At 61.0% G+C, this 20,534-nt stretch carries 12 protein-coding genes and 1 pseudogene; 9 read left to right on the forward strand and 4 right to left on the reverse strand.

Features of this window, described 5'->3' with window-relative positions; genetic code table 11:
- The first annotated feature begins 5 nt into the window (after nucleotides 1–5).
- The 6 genes from F0184_RS11675 to F0184_RS11700 all read left to right on the forward strand — a co-directional run bounded on the left by F0184_RS11675 (nucleotide 6) and on the right by F0184_RS11700 (nucleotide 8,010).
- The gene (locus F0184_RS11675) at nucleotides 6–854 is read left to right on the forward strand and encodes a substrate-binding domain-containing protein (protein WP_150496352.1); all 849 of its coding nucleotides are present in this window, start codon (nucleotides 6–8) and stop codon (nucleotides 852–854) included.
- 3 nt (nucleotides 855–857) lie between these two features.
- Complete coding sequence (locus F0184_RS11680; RefSeq protein ID WP_150496353.1) at nucleotides 858–2,288, forward strand: ATP-binding protein; 1,431 nt, start codon at nucleotides 858–860, stop codon at nucleotides 2,286–2,288.
- Complete coding sequence (locus tag F0184_RS11685) at nucleotides 2,275–3,522, forward strand: sigma-54-dependent transcriptional regulator (protein WP_150496354.1); 1,248 nt, start codon at nucleotides 2,275–2,277, stop codon at nucleotides 3,520–3,522. The genes F0184_RS11680 and F0184_RS11685 overlap by 14 nt, the downstream gene beginning before the upstream one ends.
- Nucleotides 3,523–3,689: 167 nt before the next feature.
- Nucleotides 3,690–4,211, forward strand: a complete 522-nt coding sequence (locus F0184_RS11690) for an arsenate reductase (azurin) small subunit (RefSeq protein WP_150496355.1) — start codon at nucleotides 3,690–3,692, stop codon at nucleotides 4,209–4,211.
- A 13-nt stretch (nucleotides 4,212–4,224) separates the two neighbouring features.
- The gene (locus F0184_RS11695; RefSeq protein WP_150496356.1) at nucleotides 4,225–6,690 is read left to right on the forward strand and encodes an arsenate reductase (azurin) large subunit; all 2,466 of its coding nucleotides are present in this window, start codon (nucleotides 4,225–4,227) and stop codon (nucleotides 6,688–6,690) included.
- Between the two features lie 63 nt (nucleotides 6,691–6,753).
- The gene (locus F0184_RS11700) at nucleotides 6,754–8,010 is read left to right on the forward strand and encodes a molybdopterin molybdotransferase MoeA (RefSeq protein ID WP_150496357.1); all 1,257 of its coding nucleotides are present in this window, start codon (nucleotides 6,754–6,756) and stop codon (nucleotides 8,008–8,010) included.
- Nucleotides 8,011–8,031: 21 nt separating this feature from the next.
- Here the strand turns inward: F0184_RS11700 and F0184_RS11705 are convergent, their stop codons facing one another.
- Complete coding sequence (locus F0184_RS11705) at nucleotides 8,032–8,403, reverse strand: hypothetical protein (protein ID WP_208998451.1); 372 nt, start codon at nucleotides 8,401–8,403, stop codon at nucleotides 8,032–8,034.
- A 52-nt stretch (nucleotides 8,404–8,455) separates the two neighbouring features.
- Nucleotides 8,456–8,590, reverse strand: a pseudogene (locus F0184_RS11710) (helix-turn-helix domain-containing protein); the annotation flags it as partial.
- A gap of 639 nt (nucleotides 8,591–9,229) precedes the next feature.
- On the opposite strand from F0184_RS11710, the gene F0184_RS11715 reads away from it, so the two are divergent.
- Nucleotides 9,230–9,490 carry a hypothetical protein gene (locus tag F0184_RS11715; RefSeq protein ID WP_150496358.1) on the forward strand — a complete coding sequence of 87 codons (261 nt, stop codon included), beginning with the start codon at nucleotides 9,230–9,232 and terminating at the stop codon, nucleotides 9,488–9,490.
- A 113-nt stretch (nucleotides 9,491–9,603) separates the two neighbouring features.
- Here F0184_RS11715 and F0184_RS11720 read toward each other — a convergent pair whose 3' ends face one another.
- A complete protein-coding gene (locus F0184_RS11720) occupies nucleotides 9,604–10,038 on the reverse strand; it encodes a hypothetical protein (RefSeq protein WP_150496359.1) in 435 nt (144 codons plus the stop codon).
- A gap of 549 nt (nucleotides 10,039–10,587) precedes the next feature.
- On the opposite strand from F0184_RS11720, the gene F0184_RS11730 reads away from it, so the two are divergent.
- Nucleotides 10,588–18,192, forward strand: a complete 7,605-nt coding sequence (locus tag F0184_RS11730) for a type I polyketide synthase (RefSeq protein WP_208998439.1) — start codon at nucleotides 10,588–10,590, stop codon at nucleotides 18,190–18,192.
- Between the two features lie 53 nt (nucleotides 18,193–18,245).
- A complete protein-coding gene (locus tag F0184_RS11735; protein WP_150496432.1) occupies nucleotides 18,246–19,574 on the forward strand; it encodes an aminotransferase class I/II-fold pyridoxal phosphate-dependent enzyme in 1,329 nt (442 codons plus the stop codon).
- 74 nt (nucleotides 19,575–19,648) lie between these two features.
- On the opposite strand, the gene F0184_RS11740 is transcribed toward F0184_RS11735, so the two are convergent.
- Nucleotides 19,649–20,491, reverse strand: coding sequence for an SDR family NAD(P)-dependent oxidoreductase (locus F0184_RS11740; RefSeq protein ID WP_150496361.1), 843 nt, complete (start codon nucleotides 20,489–20,491; stop codon nucleotides 19,649–19,651).
- Between the last annotated feature and the right edge of the window lie 43 nt (nucleotides 20,492–20,534).

A 20,534-nucleotide genomic window follows, 5' to 3' on the forward strand; every position in this document is an offset into this window, starting at 1 on the left:
GTATCATGGAACATTCAATTACCCGACGCATGCTTTTAGGATCGGGAATTGCGGCCTTTCTAGCCAGCAGCGCGCGCGCGCAACCGGCCTTTCGCCTCGGGCTGACGCCGGTGTTTCTCGACAACGACGCCGCTGTAATTGACGGCCTAAGCCGCGCCTTGTCGCACGGGATGGGACGCGAGATCGAATTGGTTCAGCGCCGCACTTATCAGGAAATCACCGGCCTCCTATTGGAGCGGAGTGTCGATGCGGCATGGCTTTGCGGCTATCCCTATCTCCAGCACGACGATTTGTTAGGTCTTGTCGCCGTCCCCGTCTGGCGAGGTGAACCGCGCTACCGGTCCTACCTCATTGTCGGAACCGAGGACGGGGCGAAAAACTTGACTGACCTGCGGGGTGGCACGCACGCATTCTCTGACCCGGATTCGAACTCAGGCTATCTTGTGACTGCGACCAATCTGCTCCGGAAGGGAGAACAGGTCGAGAGTTTCTTCAGCCGATCCATTTTCACCTTTGGCCACCGCAACGTCGTGCGCGCGGTGGCGGATGGCCTAGTGCAATCCGGCAGCGTCGATGGCTATGTCTGGGAAGCGCTCGCGGTGATCGAGCCGGGACTCACCGCGCGCACACGGGTGATCTCCCGGTCGGAATGGCTAGGCTTTCCCCCGGTCTGCGCGCGGCGTGACAACTTGGCCTCCGAACCGGTCCAGGCCCTGCAAACCGCCTTGATGAGCCTCGCAGAGACAGAGGAGGGCCGACTGGCGCTCACGTGGCTACAACTTGATGGTTTCCGGCAGGCGACCCCTGCCCTATTCGACGGCATCGCCGATCGCATGCGTGATCTCGATCCCTGAGGCATGAAGTGGTTTGCTCCCATACCGCTGTCGATCAAGTTGCCGCTGCTTGCGGCGACGATGATGGTGCTTGTTGGCACGGTAGCATCCCACCAGGTCTTGCAGTCGTTGGCGCAGGTTCAAGACGCACGGATCCGGGAACTGGCGCGGATGCATGTCGAGGGACTGTCGGTGGCTCTCGGGCCGCTGGTTTTGAGACGGGACATATGGGAGGTTTACGACACACTTGACCGCGCGTCCCAGGGTGTTGGGGGGCGCCGGATGGTTCTGACTGCCGTGGCCGATGAGCGCGGAAAGATTCTCGCCGCAACCGACCCCCGACGGGTTCCGATGGACAGTGATATCGCCGCGCTTGCTGATGACGCGGTGGCGCTGGATAACTTGACGGTGGATGGAGCCTCGCCCGTACTCAGCCTGCTTGCACCTTTGACCTATCAGGGGCGCATTGTCGGGCAAATTGCAACCGAGTTGGACGTAGCAGACCTACTGTCAGAGCGCCGGAAGGCTCTGCTATTTCTGATATTGGGTAACGCAATCGCAACGGGCCTTCTGTCGGTGGCTGGTTTTTTCGCGATACGCAAAATGCTGCAACCTATCACGACGTTGGCACGCCAGATGACCGAAACAAAAGGAGAGCCGCATCCCATCCCGATCTCTGACATCCCACGGGGCGATGGCGAACTTGCGCGGCTAGCACGCACCTATAACTCTATGGTCGGCGCCGTGCTCGCCAAGGCCGAAGCCGAGAGGCGGTTGGCGGAACGGGAACGTTTCGTAGCACTTGGACGCCTATCCTCGTCGCTCGCGCACGAGATCAACAATCCACTCGGCGGCTTGCTGAATGCGACAGACACGATCCGGAGCTATCCTGATCGCCCCGAAGTGGTGCGAAAGTCCGCCGATCTGATTGACCGGGGCTTGCGCCATTTGCGTGATGTGACCCGGGCAACGCTCGACCAGAACCGCATAGACCCCGAGGCCCGCGCGCTGACACCCGATGATTTCGAGGACATCAAGCTCCTTATCCAACCAGAAATCTCGCGGCTGGCACTGGATCTGGAGTGGTCTGTCGAGCCGACATCGGTAACGGAGTGCAGCCTGTCCGCCGGGCCTGTGCGGCAGATCGCGCTCAACCTGCTGCTGAACGCCTGCTCGGCTGCTGGCCAAAACGGCTGCGTCCGCCTAATGGCACTTACAAGGAACGGCAACCTTACCCTTCAGATCATGAACACGGGCGCGGCCATGCCGCAAGCCGCGTTGGATCGCTTGCTCGAGGACGGTCCGCTCTTGCCCGGTGGTGGCGTCGGGCTGCGCCTGGTCCGCGACCTGATAACGAAATTGGGTGGAGCAATCAGTCATTCGCATGAAAACGGCGTAACATGCGTCGCGGTCAGCCTACCAATATCATGGGAGTCGGCCGATGCTGAGGAATAGGTACATCGTTCTTGTCGAGGACGACGAAATCATGGGCGGGTCACTACTGCAGCGCCTGGAACTGGAAGGCGCTCAGGTTCTTTGGTTGAAACAGATGGTGCGGGCTCTCGGTGCGATCCGCACCCCGAGGAAGCCGATTGATGCGGTCATCTGCGATATTGGCTTGCCGGATGGATCAGGAGAAGAGCTGTTTTTGACGCTCCTCCAAACCGAGACACCTCCCCCCTTCCTGTTCATTACCGGTCAGGGCGGCATCGGTCAGGCGGTCCGACTGATCAAATCTGGGGCTGCGGACTACGTAACCAAACCGTTTGAAATATCGGTACTGCTAGAACGCCTCAGTCTGCTCGTCGGAAACCGCGAGCAACCGATTGAGGACGCAGACTTTCCACCTCTGATGGGGGTCTCAGTCGCGGCACGGCGCATAGAAGCGTTGATCGTCAAGGCAGCAAAGGCCAGCGACCACGTGCTGATCCGGGGCGGGCCGGGAACTGGCAAGGACCTTGTGGCGCGACGTATCCATGACCTGTCGGACCGGTCAGCTGCCCCTTTTGTTTCGATCAATCTCGCTCGAGAAGCCGACACGGAAGCAGCTTTGTTGGGGCATGCAGGCGCGTTCGATACCGTAGGCGAAGGCACCTTGTTCATCAACGCTATTGGCAAGATGGAAGCACAGGTCCAGGCGCAAATGCTGGAACGGCTGAATCAAGAATTTGTCGGCCGGCTCGTGACAGCCTGTGGCAACGATCTTCAGGCACTGATTGCCCAAGGCACATTCAATTCCGAACTGTTCTATCGGCTGACTCGGATTGAAATTCCAATCCCCCCACTAGACAAACGACCCGAAGATGCCGTCTGGCTGCTATTTCAGCTTTATCGTAAGCTGGCTCCTCGCCATGCACCGCAGCTCGAAGGGATCAGCCCTCTTAGCGAAGAGGCCGTTCGGAACCACGATTGGCAGGGCGGCGGTCGGGATCTGAGGTCAAGATTGCTGCGTGGCCTCGCGATGGCAAGAGGACCATTGTTGCAGCCATCCGATTTGTTTCCGGAATTTCTCGTAGGGCCCAATGACATGATGTCGCTTGCCGAGACCCGCGAGGCAGCGGAAAAGGCGCACATCATTGCCGCCCTCGACCGGACCCATGGGCAGATCGGCGAGGCGGCAAAGCTCTTGCGGATTGCCCGAACGACGCTTTGGGAGAAAATGCAGAAGCTCGGCATATCCGGATCCTGACAGTGCAGCTGCCCATGTTCGGAATTCCGAACATCATATTTTTCCTTTTGAAATCTATGGATAGCTGCGGTGCAACATGCCCTTTCATTCCATTGAGAGCCCCAGATTCAAAGGTTAGACTCACCGCGATCATTCAAAACTTGATGAGCCTGGGAGGAGCCTAACCAATGAAGTGTGATCGATTGGTCGACGCGGGACGTCGACAGTTTCTAAGGGGCGGCGTCGCAGCAACGGCCGGCGCGGTTGCCGCCACCGTCATAACGCCGGAGCAGGCCAAGGCGCGATCACTGGCCCGCGTCGACTATCCCGCGAACCGCCTTGCTAACATCGCCGATCTGGTGGTGAACGAGCCGTTGGATATTGCCTATCCCGATGCCGACAGCCCCGGTGTGTTGCTCAAGCTCGGTCAGGCGGTCGAGGGCGGCGTCGGCCCGGATGGGGACATCGTGGCGTTCTCGGTGCTCTGCCCACACAAGGGCTGGCTGATGAGCTACTCGGCCGAGGACAAGACCCTCAACTGCCCGGGGCACCATTCCCGCTTCGATTGCGAAGCTGGCGGACAGCAGATCTGGGGCCATGCGACAAGCAACCTCGCGCAATTCCTGCTCCGTGTCGACGATCAGGGCGACATCCATGCCGAAGGTGTGGACGAGCTGATTTACGGTCGTCTTTCGAACGTCCTGGCATAAGGGAGAAAGATCAATGGCTTACAAGAGACAGATCGATCGTCTGCCGATCATTCCCGCAGATGCAGACGAATTCAACGTCACCTGCCACTACTGCATCGTCGGTTGCGGCTACAAGGCCTACACTTGGCCGATGAACCGCCAGGGCGGCACCGCTCCGAACCAGAACAAGTTCGGCGTCGACCTGAGCGAACAGCAGTTCATGGAATCCGAGGCCTGGTACGCGCCCTCAATGTACAACGTGGTGCGCCAGAACGGCAAAGACGTTCATCTGGTGGTCAAACCTGATGCGAATTGCGTCGTCAACTCGGGCCTGGGTTCGATCCGTGGTGCCCGTATGGCGGAAAACCGGCCCTCCAAGGTGACCGGCACGCAACAGCAGCGCCTGTCCGATCCTTTAGTGTGGCGCAACGGCGTCTGGCAGCCAACGTCTTGGGACGATGCGCTCGACCTCGTGGCACGGGTGACGGCGAAAGTAGCCGTGGAGGGGTCCGAGGACGACATCGTGGTGTCGATGTTCGACCACGGCGGTTCCGCCGGAGGCTATGAAAACACCTGGGGCACCGGAAAGCTCTACTTCGAGAGCATGAAGATCAAGAACTGCCGTATCCACAACCGCCCAGCCTATAATTCCGAGGTACATTCCTCACGTGACATGGGTGTGGATGAGTTGAACTACGCCTACGAGGACTACACGCTGACCGACACGATCTTCATGGTCGGCGCGAACTCGATGGAGACCCAGACCAATCTCTACCTGAACCACATGGTTCCGGGCCTTCAGGGGGGCGCAAAGATGATCGTGGTCGATCCGCGCCGCACGCTGACCATTGCCTCGTCCGAACAATATGCCGGGCCGGAAAACGTGCTTCACCTCGCGATTGCCGAAGGCACGGACATGGTCCTGTTCAACGCCCTTCTGACCCATATCGTCGATCAGGGCTGGGTCGATGCCGACTTCATCGCGGCATCGACCTTTCAAGGTGGCGAAGCGGTCGCCCAGGATTCCGCCCATCCGGCGGGCCTCGGCAGCCTCGACTACGCCATGCAGACCTGCCGCACCACTCTGGACGAGGCGGCGGAAATCTGCGGCGTATCGGCGGCCGATATTCAGAAGGCTGCCGAGTGGATCGCTCAGCCCCATGACGATGGCAGCCGCCGCAAATGCGTGACCTGCTACGAAAAGGGCATCATCTGGGGCAACGATAACTACCGCACCATCGGCGCGCTTGTGAACATCGCGCTGGCGACCGGAAATGTGGGCCGGATCGGCGGTGGGGTCTGCCGTCTGGGCGGCCATCAGGAAGGCTACTTCCGTCCCTCCGAAGCGCATGTAGGCCGACCCTCAGAATATGTGGACCAGTTCCTGATCCGGGGGCTTGGCGGCGTGCATCACATCTGGGCCTGCGATCACTACAAGACCACGCTCAATGCGTCCGAGTTCAAGCGGGTCCACAAGCGGCGCTCCGACATGGTCAAGGATGCAATCGACGGCGCCGCTGGCGGCACGCGCGAGCAGGTGGTCGATGCCATCGTCTCGGCGATCAACGCGGGCGGGCTTTTCGTTGTGGATGTGGACATCATCCACAGCCAGATCGGCCAGAATGCCCACGTTATCCTGCCAGCTTGTGAAGCAAGCGAGATGAACCTCACCTCGATGAACGGCGAGCGGCGGCTGCGGTTATCCGAGAAATACATGGACCCGTTCGGCAATTCCCTGCCCGACGCGCTTATCGCTGCAAAGATGGCTCAGCACATGGAGCGCGTTCTGCGCGAGATGGGCGAGGATTCCTATGCAGACCAGTTCCAGGGCTACGACTGGGAAACCGAGGAAGACGCCTTTATGGACGGCTACGGCCGCGCCCATACAGCAGTGACCTACGAACGTCTGCGGGCCGCCGGTAACAACGGGGTGCAGGAGCCGGTCGTGGGCTATGAGAACGGCCAGCTTGTCGGCACTACGCGCCTCTACACCGACGGTGTGTTCACGCGCCACGGTCGCGAGGATGGCAAGGCGCTGTTCTGTGCGGCGGGATGGAGGGGCTGGCAAGCTCCCGGGAAAGCCCGCGAACAGGCCGCGCACCGGTTCTGGATCAACAACGTCCGCGCCAACATCTTCTGGCAGAACCAGTTCCTCGATCAGGACAACGACTTCGTCCAAGACCGCTATCCGCATCCTTTCGTCGAGATGCATCCCGATGACATGGTCGACCTGGGCCTGAACCCCGGCGACCTGCTCGAAATTATCAACGATAATGGGGTGACGCAGGGCATGGCCTATCCCATGCCGACGCTGAAGCGGAACACGGTGGCGATGGTCTTTGGCTCGCCTGCGGGCAGCCAGGGCAACGTGGTGAACCCAGGCGTGAACGAGCTTGTGCTGCCGGACTACAAACACTGCTGGGGCGACATCCGCAAGATCTCGGATGCTACCGCCCAGACCCGGGGCATATCGTTCAAGTCGCACGAAATCATGCTCTGATTCGATACGTTCGGCCCGCTCCCGACACCGGAGGCGGGCCTTTTTCCTGGGGAGGGGGAAGTCATGTCCAGCCCTGCAGCCTGTTCAACGGGCAAATCCGGGCCGACACTGTCGGTCGATGCGGCGCGCTTGCGTGCCAAAGCCGCCGCCTGCCCAATTGCGGGAAAAGAGATACTACCGATCGATCAGGCGATCGGTCGTGTAATTGCCGCCCCGATCATGGCGGCTCATGCGTTGCCGCCTTTCGACAATTCCGCTATGGATGGCTATGCTTTACGCCTGTCGGATCTGACCGGCGATGGCCCATGGTACCTGCCCATATACACCCGTATCGCGGCGGGAGACGCGCGCTCTCTTACCCTGGCGGCCGGCGCGGCGGCCCACATCTTCACTGGCGCGCCGGTTCCCTTTGGGGCCGATGCCGTTGTAATACAGGAACAGGTCACCCGCGCCAACGATATGATATTGCTGACAGAGCGCCCCCGGTTGGGTCAGAACATCCGGCGCCAGGGTGAGGATGTAGCTCAGGGCGTACAGGCTTTGGCCGCCGGGCTGGCATTGACCCCGCCACGCCTGGCGCTGCTGGCCGGCTGTGGCGTTTCTTCGGTCGCCGTGCGCCCACGTGTGCGCGTGGCCATCTTGTCCACTGGCGATGAACTGTCCGAGCCTGGTAGCACCCTTGGGCCAGGGCAGATCTACAACTCCAACAGGATGCTTCTACGGGCAACCTTGTCGTGTTTTCCGTGGGTTGACCTAACGGATCTTGGCATCGTGACCGACGATCCCACCTGCATTCAAGGGGCAATTCGCCACGCCGCGCAGACCAATGACGTGGTGATTTCATCGGGGGGTGTCTCGGCGGGCGAGGAAGATCACATCCTTGACGTGCTACGTCTTGAGGCGGCTGAGCTTGACGTACTCAAGGTTGCGATCCGCCCCGGCAAGCCGCTGACCGTAGGTCGGCTTGGTCAGGCGCTGTATTTTGGATTGCCCGGCAACCCTTACGCTGCCGCCATCACCTTTTCCCAGATCGCCAAGCCCGCCTTGCGCCGGGCTGCAGGGCTGATGGAAGAACCGGACACCTGGCTACCCGCCGTCGCGGGTTTCACCTATTCCCGCACCACCGGGCGGCGCGAATATGTGCCGGTCAGATGGTCGGAGCGCGACTCGTTTGGCCGCCCGGTCCTGATGCGGCTCGGGCAGGGCGCGTCGGCCTCGATCTCACCTATGGCGCAGGCCATGGGGATCGCCGTCGTCCCTCCGGAAATCGACATGGTCGCACCGGGCCAAGCGCTGACCGTCGAATCCCTGGCCGAATGACGGACAAGGAAACACCTTAACCTAGCTTCGCCGGAGCGCCAGCAGGGCGATGAAGGACGCAGCCCCGATGCCTGCCGTCAGCCAGATCGCCGAGAGGCCCCAGGCCGTCAGCGCCGCGCCGAAGATCAGGGGCGCCGCCGCCTGAAGGATGCGGGCGGGCGCATTCAGCCAGCCGATCCGCCGCCCGTATCCCGCCGATCCGAACAACGCGAGGGGCAGCGTGCCCTTGGCGATCGTCAGTATGCCGTTCCCCGCTCCATGAAGGAGTGCGAAGGCATAGGCAGCCGGTCCCCCAAAACTCACCAACGCGACAGCGGCAGCGGGATGCGCCGCCGCCGCCAAGCGGGTCGAGACAAGCGGATGGAACCGGCGCAGCAGGCCGAACTCCAGCACACGTTAGCGACCGGAGCCGTGTCTGTTGATTTTCACTGAGAACTGACCCGGTAAACGCGGGTTCGACCGTTTCGTCGCGCAGATACCTGCGCACTGTGTTCCGGGACAATCCGGTCCGCCGGGAGATCTCCCGGATCGAAAGCTGATTACGAAAATGCCAGCGTCTGATAACGCTCAACAACGCCATGTCTATCACTCCGTCTTCCCCCGCCGAAAGCTCGCAGGGGTGGGTTTAAACATGGGTCAGTTCTCAGTGAAAAAATCAGGCTTACCGGGTCAGTTCTCGGTGAAAATCAACACACAGCCATAACCAACCTTCCGGGGCTCCGCTCGCCGATGCAGATCGACCCCCGAGCCATCCCCCTCGTTGGAGCGCTCGTTCCCTAGGACTTCCTATCCGTCCACAACAAAGACGCATACAAAATCCGTCTACAAACGAAAACTCGATATTTGATTAAGTATTTGTTTTATATATATTCTTACTCAAATCGTTAGAGTTCAAATCTCTCCGGCAGCACCAGTCTTCTCAATGAGTTACAGCAGAATCTGTCTCAGATCTCGTTCACACTGGATTGTGAGCGAACTCAGCTCCTCTCGCCAAGCGAGTGCACGAAGCAAGCTTCGGCAAAGCTCAATCCCTGAGCTAAGGCAGCTCGCATATGAGTCTGATCCGGCTTTGTTCGGGTTTAAGAACACTGTTCGTATATATAGGTGTTTCCGAAAGTTTTCCTGTTGAGAACATCTACATGTTGTAGCCTGTTCCATATCCTCAGCGCATGGTCGTATTGCTTCTGATTAAGAAGCTTCGAGCCATGAAAGGATATGGATGAAAAGAACTGAAGCGAAACCAATGCAGCTGGCTTTCAATTTCGGAGCTGCAAACGACAACGTACCACGTTCCCTTCCGGCAAATGACAACACATCGAAAGCGGAAAGCGTGGACGAATACGAGCTGGCGGAACTGCGCTGGACTGAAATCGGTGCACTAGCCCGCCAGCTCGAATATGTGGCCGATGGACCTCGGAATGATTCCACTCAACACGAGGCATGTCGGTTAGTCGAAAGCTTGTACGAATTGCTTGCCTGAGCGCAATGTTTTTTTAGCTCGGATTTTCAGTTGTCTGCTGTTTTTATCCGAGCCACGTACAGTGCCCTTTGGCCCCGATCACGCAAATGGTTGGGGCCATGAGGATTTGGCAATCACATGACACCCTTCATCCGCTCAATGACCGCCTGATAGTCTTCCTCAAGTTGCTTTGCTTTTGCCAGCTCTTGAGCAACGCGGGTTTCAACTAGGGGGTTGATCTTGGGGCGGCCGACCGGGTTCACCTGCCCCGAAAGCCTTGCCAGTTCTCGCGAAGCGTTGGCATTGCCCTGAGCTGCCGCCTTGGCCATAGCGCCTGCAATGCGGTCGTTTATGAGGGTGTTCCGCCGTTCATCCAGTTCCTGCAGATCTGCAAGACTGTCCTTCCAGTCAAAGAACCCATCCCAATCGCCGGCAAACTGGTCTCGAACAAAATCGGTGATGTCGAGCGTCTCGACGTAGGCCCGTCGCTTGTCTGTCTGAACCGCCCCCCGTGTTTGCCGGAGGCTCCAACTTCTGAGAAAGTGGAGCCGATATGAGCAAAACAGCAAACAAGTTTTCGGTTGAAGCCCGTGAACGCGCGATCCGCATGGTGCTCGAGCATGAAGCCGAAAATCGCTCCTGGTTCCCCAGCCCCCGGTTTTCCTGCCCCCCCGCCTTCCTGCCGCCCAGGGCTTCCCCGCCCAGTGCCCATCCCACGGAAAGCCTGACCCCGGGGTCATGGGCCCTCGTGCCCGAAAAGTCAAAAAGCCCGCCCCCCGTGACGGATACGCGACAAGTCGAAAGGTCCTGCCGAGCGGCCTCCAAGGCCGGCAACTCTCATTCGCTCACAAAATCAAGAGCGGTGGAAGCTTCGGTCTTGGTGGCCGTCTTGCTCGTTGGACCCTCCCCAAACGCGGACGCGTGCGCAACTTCGACAAATTCGGCCATCGGTTTGCAAGGTGCGACTACAACGTAGCGGCAGTCAAAAAATCATGGTACGTGCATCGCCGACAAACTGGCCAAGCGCAGCCGATAGCTATATCTATGGGCAGCTTGGGGCTGACCGTGCCGTATACCCCACTCATGGCTTCGATGTTTTCTTCGCTTAAGGTTGTTCCGTGGCTTCCCTGACTTCTGATATCAACATCCTTGGTTATTCCAATCGACTGCCGGGCGCGAATTCTCCCTCAGATTTCTGGTCGCTTCTTGAAACGGGGACCTGCGCCGTCACGCAAGTGACCCCGGATCGCTGGCCGCTCGCGCGCTTTGGAAACCCGAATGCGGCCGCCCCGGGCAAAGCTTACACATGGGCCGCTGGACAGCTCGACGACGTTTGGGGATTTGATCCATCTTTTTTCGGCATTTCTCCGCGCGAAACGCTGCAAATGGATCCTCAGCAGAGATTGCTGCTTCAGCTGGTTTGGGAAGCCCTGGAACACGCCAATATCCGGCCGAGCGATCTGGCAGGGTCAAGCACCGGCGTTTATGTCGGCGCGTCGTCGCTGGACTACCATCACCGGTTCGTCAGCGATCCGGCCGCGGCCGACATGCAGTTCATGACCGGCAACACATTGTCGATCGTCTCGAACCGGATTTCCTATATCTACGACCTGCGCGGCCCGAGCTTCACGGTCGACACGGCGTGTTCGTCCTCGCTTGTCGCCCTTCACGAGGCCGTCTGCGCGCTTGAAAGCGGCGTGATCGATACGGCGATCGTCTGTGGCATCAGCCTGCTTCTCAGCCCGTTCGCCTTTGTCGGCTTCTCTCGGGCAACCATGTTGTCGCCCACCGGCCTATGCCAGGCGTTCGATGCCAAGGGGGACGGCTATGTGCGGTCAGAGGGGGGCGTTGTTCTGGTCCTGCAGGCCAACCGGGCAAAAAAATTGCCCGGCACGCGGGCCCATGCGCGGCTCGTGGCCAGCGGGATCAATGCGGATGGGCGCACGGTCGGCTTGTCGCTCCCCTCGCCTTTTGCTCAAGCGGCTCTTCTACGCGAACTCTACGAAGACAAGGGCGTGGATCCCAGTCGGCTGGCCTTTGTCGAGGCGCATGGAACGGGAACCCGCGTCGGGGACCCAGCAGAGGCCGATGCCCTGGGCAAGGTGATCGGACAAAAACGCGCCGCGGCACTGCCAATCGGGTCGGTCAAGACGAATGTGGGCCATTTGGAGCCGGTCTCGGGGCTCGTCGGGGTTCTGAAAGCGATCTTGGCGCTGAAGCACGACCTGTTTCCGAAATCACTGCATTTCGACACGCCCAATCCGGACATCCCCTTCGACGAACTGAACCTGCAGGTGGCGAAGGAACCCGTCCACCTTGTCCGGGATGGCGCAGACCGGATCGCGGGCATCAACTCCTTCGGCTTTGGCGGCACGAACGCGCATGCCATCATCGCCGACGCGCCAGATGAAGGCCCGGCGGACCTGCCCGAGCCCCTCGGTCAACCACTCTTGATTTCCGCACGCTCGGAAGAAGCGCTCAGATCGCTCGCCGGGCGGTATCGCGAGCAGCTGGCCTCGGCGGAGGGGGATCAGGCTGCCGCCGGCCTGGTGCTCACCGCCGCCCACGCGCGCGATCTGCTTGCAAAACGCATGGTCGTGCTCGGCGATACGGTCGCGGAACAATGCGCGGCTCTCGATTCATTTCTGGCGGATCAACCCACGCCTGCCATCGTGTGCGGCGAGGCCGCCAGGGCCGAGGACAAGACGGCGTTCATCTTTTCCGGCAACGGATCGCAATGGGCCGGCATGGGCCAGGACGCGTACAAGACCGACATGCCGTTCCAGAAAGCCTTCGAGAAGGTCGACAAGATCTTCATGGGGATCGGTGGATGGTCTTTGCTGACCATGCTGTTCGCGGAGGATCTGGAGACAGACATCGAACGGGCCGAGGTCGCGCAGCCACTTCTGTTCGCCATCCAGGTGGCGTTGGTGGAGAGCCTGCGCAGCCGGGGCATCGAGGCCGACGGTGTGGCCGGACACTCGGTCGGTGAGGTGGCCGCGGCCTGGTGTGCCGGCGCCCTCTCTCTGGATCACGCGGTCAAACTGATCCACGCGCGCTCCAGTGGCCAGGAGGTCGTCCGCGATCTCGGGTCGATGGCCGCACTTCTTCTGCCGGCCGATCGCGCGCAAGCTGCGATCAAGGAAAGCGGCTTTCCGCAGCTTGAACTGGCCGCCATCAATTCGCCCCGCAGCGTGACTATTTCCGGGGCATCCGAAAGCCTGGAGGCTTTCGCGAAATATGCCCGGAAGAACAAGTGGGCCTTGCGCCGGCTGGGTCTTGCCTATCCGTTTCACAGCGCCCTTGTCGATCCGATCCGCGAACCTTTGCTGAACGCGCTTCAGGGCATCGAGGCCAAACAGGAACGGGTACCGTTCTATTCAACGGTGGATCCGGATGCCGCGCCGGTGTCTCTCGAGCCTGAATACTGGTGGCGCAACGTTCGTGAACCGGTCCGTTTCAGCGACGCCATCTCACGCATGGCTGCGGACGGGTTCGGTGTATTCGTGGAAATCGGTCCCAGGAGTGTCTTGGGCACCTACATCAACGATGTGGTCCGCACGGACGGCAAGAAAGCCCAGGTTCTGGCCAGCTTGGAGCAAAAAAAGGCCGATAGGGACGAAACGCTGTCCCCGGTCGCCCGCGTGGCCGCGGCCATCCTCGCCCATGGTGGAAAAACGGATCTGGACCGGTTTGTCGGGGCCGCCCCGCAAACCTTCCGCGATCTGCCGCACTACCCCTGGCAGAATACGCCGTATAAGCAAGACCCGACGGAAGAACGCGTCGACTTCATGTTCGGCCAGACCTGGCCGCTGCTCGGTTTCCGGCTCCGCTCGGATGCGTCCGTGTGGTACAATCATATCGATGTGGCGAGCCACCCCTGGCTGGTCGACCACAAGGTCGAGGAGTCTGTTGTCTTCCCGGCCGCCGGGTTCTCCGAGATGGCGCTGCGCGCCGTGCTCCGCTGGACCGGGCAGGATGCCGCCGAACTGCGGGACTTCGACATTTTCCGTCCCCTGGTGCTGGACGATGGCGAGGCATTCGAGACCCAGGTCAGGATTTCTCCCGATGACCGTGTGGTGGAAGTGTTTTCGCGCCGCCGTCTTGACGATAACGACTGGTCGCTCCACGCAAGAGGCCATTATGTGACGCCGTCCACCCGGGGCGGCAACCCGTCACTGCCCGAGGATGAACGTGAGGCAGCCTCTCTCGAAAAAGACGCGCTTTACGCGATTACTCGGTCCTACGGTCTCAACTATGGCGACACCTTCCAGCGGGCCCGTTCGGTCGTCGCCCATGACCAGCGCCGGGCGACCGTAACGCTGGACACGCGGGTCTCCGCCTTGCAAACAGTGCCGATGGCGCTGTGCCCCAGCCTTGCGGACGCCGGGTTTCACGGCTTGTTCGCGCTGCTGGAAGGGATCGATAACATCCCTGAAAAGACAAGCTTCCTGCCGATCCGTCTTGGTGCGTTCCGTCTCCTTCAGCCTGACGCCGCTCCTGAAACCGTCCGCATCGAAGTCACGAAGGCTTCCCCGCGTTCGGTTGAGGCGACCTTTGAATATATCGGCGCGGACGGGACCGTCATCGCCCGGCTGACAAAAGCGCGTTTCCGCGCCGTCAAATTGGGCCGGGACACCCGCCAGGACGAACTCGTCTATCATCAGGCCGCTGTCCTGTTGCCGGACGCCAATCGCCGGTCGCCAGTCGCCCATGCCCTGCCCGCAGGCTTCGACGGCTTTGCCGCCGGGCTTGGCCTGACCGATGAAACGCCTTCCGATCTGGACGAATCCAGCATCCTGCTCGAAGCACTGGGCCGCACCGTTGCCCATACCGCCCTTTGGTCTTTGGCCGACAACGGCATTTTCGACGTCACAGCCTTGATACGGACCAATGTGCTGCACGAAACGTCCGCCCCCCTGGCCCATGCCCTGGTCAACTGGCTTGCGGATGACGAGCTTGCGGTGACGCTTGAGGACGGCACGACACGGCTGGCCGATCCCGCCGAAGGCCCCTCGGCCCACGCCCTCATGCAGACCCTGTCTGTCGAGGGCGGGCGCCATATCGCGGAAGCCGCGTTGCTTGCCCGTCTCAAGAACGACTTGCCGGACATCCTCAGGACCGGTTTGCCGGCAACGGCATCCGAGTTCTATTCCGGCAGCCTGTTCGACGCCTATACCACCGCTTCACCAAGCGTGATGTCGCGGGTCTCCGGCCTCACCGATGCCGCCACCGGTCTGTTGAAGGCCTGGCCAAAGGGCAATCCGGCTCGGGTTTTGGTGGTCGGTTCCGGCGCGAGTTCCTTGTTGAAGGCGCTCGACCGGACATTGGACAGCACCCGCATGCAGGTCTGTGTCACGGACCTGAGCGCAGCAGATGTCGGCCGAGCCGCACGGCTTTGGACCGGCAGCACGCTGACCAAATTCGTCGATCCGGACGGCGAAGCCCTGGCCGAACGCGGCCCGTTTGATCTGGTGATCTTCGCCCGCAGCCTGGCGGACTTGTCTTCGGAAAAACATCGCGAAATCCTCGCGCACCTGACCCCCGACGCGGGTCTTCTGACCTCCGAAGCGCTGGCGGCCCCTCTGACCGATCTGTTGCGTGGTATCGGCGCCGACTGGTGGAGCGAAACAGTTACGCCCGAGTTCCCGATTTCGCGGCAGAACCGCGACTGGGCTGCGGATCTGACCGCTTTGGGATACACCTCCGTGACCATGGTGGCGCTGGCAAGCCAAAGCGCGGAAGCCGACCTGATCTTCGCCCAGGCCGGAGAGCGGCCGCAAACTCGGGATGAAACCACGGAAGAAACGCCAGCGCGGCAACCAATCCTCATCCTGTGCGATGAAAGCGGCGCGGAGCGGAAACTCGCCGACGGCCTTGCCGCCTGCCTGACCCGCGATGGGCAACCGGCGAGGCTTCTGGTCCCCGGTTCGCAGACCGCCGAACGGGCCGACGGCGTGTGGACAGTCGCTCTTTGCGCGGATCAAGCCGCCACAGATACGGATCCGACGTTCAAGAAGCTCACTGCGGCCGCGGGTGGCCAAATCGTCTATCTGCTCGGCGCCTACCGGCCTGAAGACGATGCGCTGGAGACGTTGGAGGCGCGCAGCGCGAACCTCATGGCCGTGGTCAAGGCGATCGGATCGGATCCGGCCGCGCTCACAGTGATAGTTCCAGGCGGCGCGCAGGACATCATATCCGGGCAGAACCACCGTCCGGCCCAGACCGGGTTTTGGAACTTCGCCCGGGTTGCGATGAATGAGTATCCGGATGCAAATATCCGGATGATCGACGTCTCGCCAAATCTTGAACCCGGGATCGCGGCGGCCCGCCTTGCCGAGGAACTGCAAACCCCGGGCGCGGAACGGGAGGTGGTTCTGGATGGCCAGAGCCGGGCGGGATTGCGCATTCTGCAAGGCGGGCTCCTGCCCGACACCGAGCTCTCCCAAGGCGCGGAACCGGCTCTTCGTCTGGAAATTCTCCGTCAAGGCGCCCTCGACCAGCTCCAGTGGCAGCCCGTTGCCCGGAATACCCCTGGTCCTCGCGATGTGGAAATATCGGTGGAGGCCAGCGGCCTGAACTTCCGCGATGTCATGTGGGCACTCGGTCTTTTGCCTGAAGAGGCGCTGGAAGATGGGTTCGCGGGACCAACGCTTGGAATGGAATGCTGTGGCACCGTCGTGTCCTGCGGCCCGGACGTGACCCGCTTCAAGCCGGGCGATCGGGTGATCACCTTCGCACCGGCCTGTTTCGCCAGCCATGTCACGGTTCATGAATCCGGCTGCGCGCCCATGCCGTCGACGGTGTCGTCGGAGGAAGCCGCCACGATTCCGGTCACCTTCCTGACCGCATATTATGCCCTGGTTCACCTCGCCCACCTGAGCGAAGGGGAAACCGTCCTCATCCACGGTGGTGCCGGGGGCGTTGGACTGGCCGCCCTTCAGATCGCCCAATGGCGGGGCGCCCGGATCATCGCAACCGCGGGTTCACCGGAGAAGCGGGCAACGCTCGACCTTCTTGGCGCGGATGTCGTTCTCGATTCCCGGTCTCTTGCCTTCGTCGACGAAGTCATGGACCTGACCGATGGCGAAGGCGTGGATGTGGTTTTGAACTCGCTGTTCGGCGAGGCGATGGAACGTAGCATTGAAGTGCTCAAGCCCTTCGGCCGTTTCCTCGAGCTTGGCAAACGGGACTACTACGGCAATACCCGGATCGGTTTGCGCCCGTTCCGGCAGAACCTCACTTATTTCGGCATCGACGCCGATCAGCTTCTGACCCGTCAGCCGAAACTTGCCGAAACACTGTTCGAGAAGCTTGTGGCCCTGTTTGAGGATCAGACCCTGTCGCCATTGCCCTACCGCGCTTTCGATGCGGAGGATGTGGTCGATGCGTTCCGCCTGATGCAGCAGGCGGGCCATATCGGAAAAATCGTACTCCGGCCGCCGCAGGTCAGCGAGCGTCCAGCTCCGGTCGCACAGGAGCTAACCCTCAACGGCAACGCGGTTTATATCGTGGCCGGCGGTTTCGGCGGGTTTGGCGCAGCTCTTCTCCACCGGCTGGTGGACAAGGGCGCCCGGAACATCGCTGTTCTGAGCCGCCGAGGCAGCACAAGCGACGAGGCGCAAACCGTCATCGGCGCGCTTGCGGAACGCGGAGCTGCCGTCACCGGATACCCTTGCGACATTACCGACCCCGCCGCTGTCACACAGACGCTGGACGAGATCCGGGCGGCCGGTCTGCCAATCAAGGGTGTCTTCCACACCGCCATGGTTCTGGATGACCGCCTCATCACGAACCTGGATGCCCAGGCCCTTAGGCGGGTTATGGCCCCCAAGGTCCGTGGCGCGGAACTTCTCGACCGGCTGACAGCCGCTGACCCGCTCGACCATTTCGTCCTTTATTCCTCGGCCACGACGCTTGTGGGGAACCCCGGCCAAGCGAATTACGTCGCCGCAAACGGATATCTGGAAGCCCTGGCGCGCAAGCGGCGGGCGGCGGGCAAACCCGGCCTTGCGGTTGCCTGGGGCGCCATTTCGGATGCCGGATATCTTGCCCGGAACGAAGACGTCAACGAGATGCTGTCCCGCAAACTCGGCCGTCATGCCCTGACCGCCCAGGAAGCTCTGGACGGCCTTGAACGTCTCATGACCCTGCCGACCACGGACCCGCGTCTAGCCTCCATCGGGTATGCCCGCATCGACTGGCAAGCCGCGTCCAAGGATCTGGCCCTCGTCGGAACCCCCCTCACGGACCTTTTGGGTCTCGGGTCCGGCGATGACGATGGCGGACCGGAAGGGATGATCGATCTGCATGCCTTGCTTGAGGGCATGGATCCCGTCACCGCCGCGCAAACCGTTGCCAAATTGCTCGCCGCGGAAATCGGCAAGATCCTCAGAATCGCGCCGGAAGAGATCGATCCGCACAAGCCGCTGTCCGAAATCGGTATGGATTCGCTGATGGCACTTGAACTGCGTATGAGCGCGGAAAGGCAGTTGGGCATAGATATCCCCTTGATGTCGCTCGCAAACGGTGCAACGCTGATGGATCTGTCAAGCAAGGTCGCCAATCGTGTTCTGGGTGGGGAGGGTGACTCCCGCCTGTCCGCGGATGCGCAGCAATTGGCCAATCAGCATGTGAACGGTGACGACGCCGATAGCGAAAACCTGTCCGAGCTTGCGGAGAAAGTCGAAAGCAAGAGCCGAGAATTGGGATCCTTCCTGTGACACAGAATGCGACCGGATCAAGACGCCTGGGCGGAGACGAACGCGCCCGCTTGATGGAAAATCTGAAGGCGGGACGGCGGACCGCCAGGGACCGGCAGCCGGTCGCCGCAGCGCAAAAAGCGGCGTCCAACAAACCAAAGGCTTTTGATTTCAAGAACCTGCCACAAGTGCAGCAGCTTCAGTTGCAACGGGCCGCAGCGGACATGATCGGGATCGAGAACCCCTTCTTCCGCCCGCATGACGGCCTGGCGGCGGGCACCACTTTGATCGATGGCAAGCCGTACGACAATTTTGCGTCCTACAACTACATTGGCCTCAACGGTCATCCGGATGTGAATGCCGCAGCGAAAAACGCGCTGGAAACCTTCGGCACCAGCGTGTCCGCCAGCCGCATCGTGGCCGGCGAACGCGCATTCCACGCGGAGCTCGAACAGGGCCTTGCCCGGATTCACGGTGTCGAATCAGCCGTTGTCATGGTTTCGGGGCACGCAACGAACGTGACCACCATCGGCCATCTGATGAAAAAGGGCGATCTCGTTCTCACAGACACGCTCGTTCACAATTCCATCGCCGAGGGGGTCCGGTTATCGGGCGCGACACGCATCAATTTCCCGCATGACGATCTCGATGCCTTGGAACAGCTGCTGATTTCCAATCGGCACAAGTTCGAGAACGTGCTGGTCATCGTCGAGGGTCTTTACTCCATGGACGGGGATTTCCCGGACCTCAAGCGGGTGATCAAGCTCAAGCAGGATTATGACGCCTGGTTGATGGTGGATGAGGCCCATTCGATCGGCGTTCTGGGCAAGACCGGACGGGGCATCGCGGAGCATTTCGGCATCGACCCCCAGTCGGTTGAGATCTGGATGGGAACCCTCAGCAAGACCTTCTCATCCTGCGGCGGCTACATTGCCGGGTCGAAAGTCCTTTGCGATTATCTTAAGGTCTCCGCGCCCGGATTTGTGTTTTCCGTCGGTCTGTCGCCAGCCCTTGCGGGCGCGGCCATCGCCTCGGTCAAGCTTCTCGAGCGCGAACCGGAGCGCGTTGCGCGGCTTCAGGCAAACGGGAAACATTTCCTTGAATACGCAAAGCAGGCCGGCCTCGATACCGGCCCGAGCCGTGGTTATGCGGTTGTTCCGGTGATCGTGGGAGAATCCGCGACCGCCGCGATCCTGTCCAACAAGCTCCTTGCGCGCGGGATCAATGCCCTTCCCATCATCTTTCCGGCCGTTCCCGAAAAGTCGGCGCGTATCCGCTATTTCATTACGAGCGAGCACACGTTCGAACAGATCGAGCGGGCCGTCGCAATCACCGCAGAAGAGCTTGCGAAGCTCCGCAAGGACGGCGGCGCTGTCGAACGGTTGTTGCAGGCGGCCAAATAAGGCCTCGATATCAGCGGGCGTTTCGAACAAAACGCCCCATGCGCTCGAGATTACATGAAGCGCCGGATCCCGTTTCAACGCTCCGGCAGATTTTTCTGCGCGTCTTCTTGCCTCCCCTCAGCTGGCCCGTAGCGCGGGTCCTGATCGATCTCGGCCGCAAAGCCATTCATGAACAGATCGCTCAACCGCGGTGGCAGGAGGTTTTGCAGGTATATCCCGGCGGCCAGCAGGAAAGGAAAGGCATGCAGGGTTTTTCGCTTCTCGATAGCGCGCCGCATGATCACCGCAGCCTTTTCAGCAGAGATTTCGAACGGTTTCGCCCCTTTGTGCCGCGCGGACATCGGTGTCGTCACGAAGCCTGGACATAAGATCGTCACGTGGACCCCGGACGCCTTCAGCCAGCCGCGGATGGCGTGACCGTAGGCGATCAACGCAGCCTTGGTCGCGCTGTAAGTGGGCATGTCCGGCAAAGGGCGCAATCCGGCGAGAGATGCCACAAGCACGATCTGCCCGCGCCCGCGTGCGCGCATCCGATCCACCAGAGCGGAGACTGTTGCGACAGTGCCCCGGTAGTTGATGTCGATCTGCCGCGCGATTTCCGCATCGCCCTCCCGGCTGCGGCCCGGCCCGAGGCCAGCGGTCACCCCCGCGTTGGCGATCAAGAGATCGACCGGATAGCGGTCGTCGAATTCTTCAAGGCAAGCCATGAGGGCGCGTTCGCTGCGCAGGTCAATCGCCGCGCATTCGCTCTCGCAGCCCATCGCCTGAAGATCGCCCGCGAGACGGGCAAGCTTGTCTTCATCACGGGCAATCAGAAGGAACCGGCGCCCCGGCTGGGCCAGCTCACGGGCAAGCGCGATGCCAATTCCCCCGCTCGCACCCGTCAGCACGATAACCCTCGGGGATGCATGTGCCATGGATATTGTCCTTCCGCTCGATCATTCGGTGGCAGTCCTGCGG

Source organism: Roseibium aquae, assembly GCF_008711285.1.
GTDB lineage: Bacteria > Pseudomonadota > Alphaproteobacteria > Rhizobiales > Stappiaceae > Roseibium > Roseibium aquae.

What these genes read in the sequence shown, in the direction of transcription:
- F0184_RS11675 (WP_150496352.1), top strand. Translation starts at nt 6, where the DNA reads ATGGAACATTCAATTACCCGACGCATGCTTTTAGGATCGGGAATTGCG.
- F0184_RS11680 (WP_150496353.1), top strand. Translation starts at nt 858, where the DNA reads ATGAAGTGGTTTGCTCCCATACCGCTGTCGATCAAGTTGCCGCTGCTT.
- F0184_RS11685 (WP_150496354.1), top strand. Translation starts at nt 2,275, where the DNA reads ATGCTGAGGAATAGGTACATCGTTCTTGTCGAGGACGACGAAATCATG.
- F0184_RS11690 (WP_150496355.1), top strand. Translation starts at nt 3,690, where the DNA reads ATGAAGTGTGATCGATTGGTCGACGCGGGACGTCGACAGTTTCTAAGG.
- F0184_RS11695 (WP_150496356.1), top strand. Translation starts at nt 4,225, where the DNA reads ATGGCTTACAAGAGACAGATCGATCGTCTGCCGATCATTCCCGCAGAT.
- F0184_RS11700 (WP_150496357.1), top strand. Translation starts at nt 6,754, where the DNA reads ATGTCCAGCCCTGCAGCCTGTTCAACGGGCAAATCCGGGCCGACACTG.
- F0184_RS11715 (WP_150496358.1), top strand. Translation starts at nt 9,230, where the DNA reads ATGAAAAGAACTGAAGCGAAACCAATGCAGCTGGCTTTCAATTTCGGA.
- F0184_RS11735 (WP_150496432.1), top strand. Translation starts at nt 18,246, where the DNA reads ATGGAAAATCTGAAGGCGGGACGGCGGACCGCCAGGGACCGGCAGCCG.
- F0184_RS11740 (WP_150496361.1), bottom strand. Translation starts at nt 20,491, where the DNA reads ATGGCACATGCATCCCCGAGGGTTATCGTGCTGACGGGTGCGAGCGGG.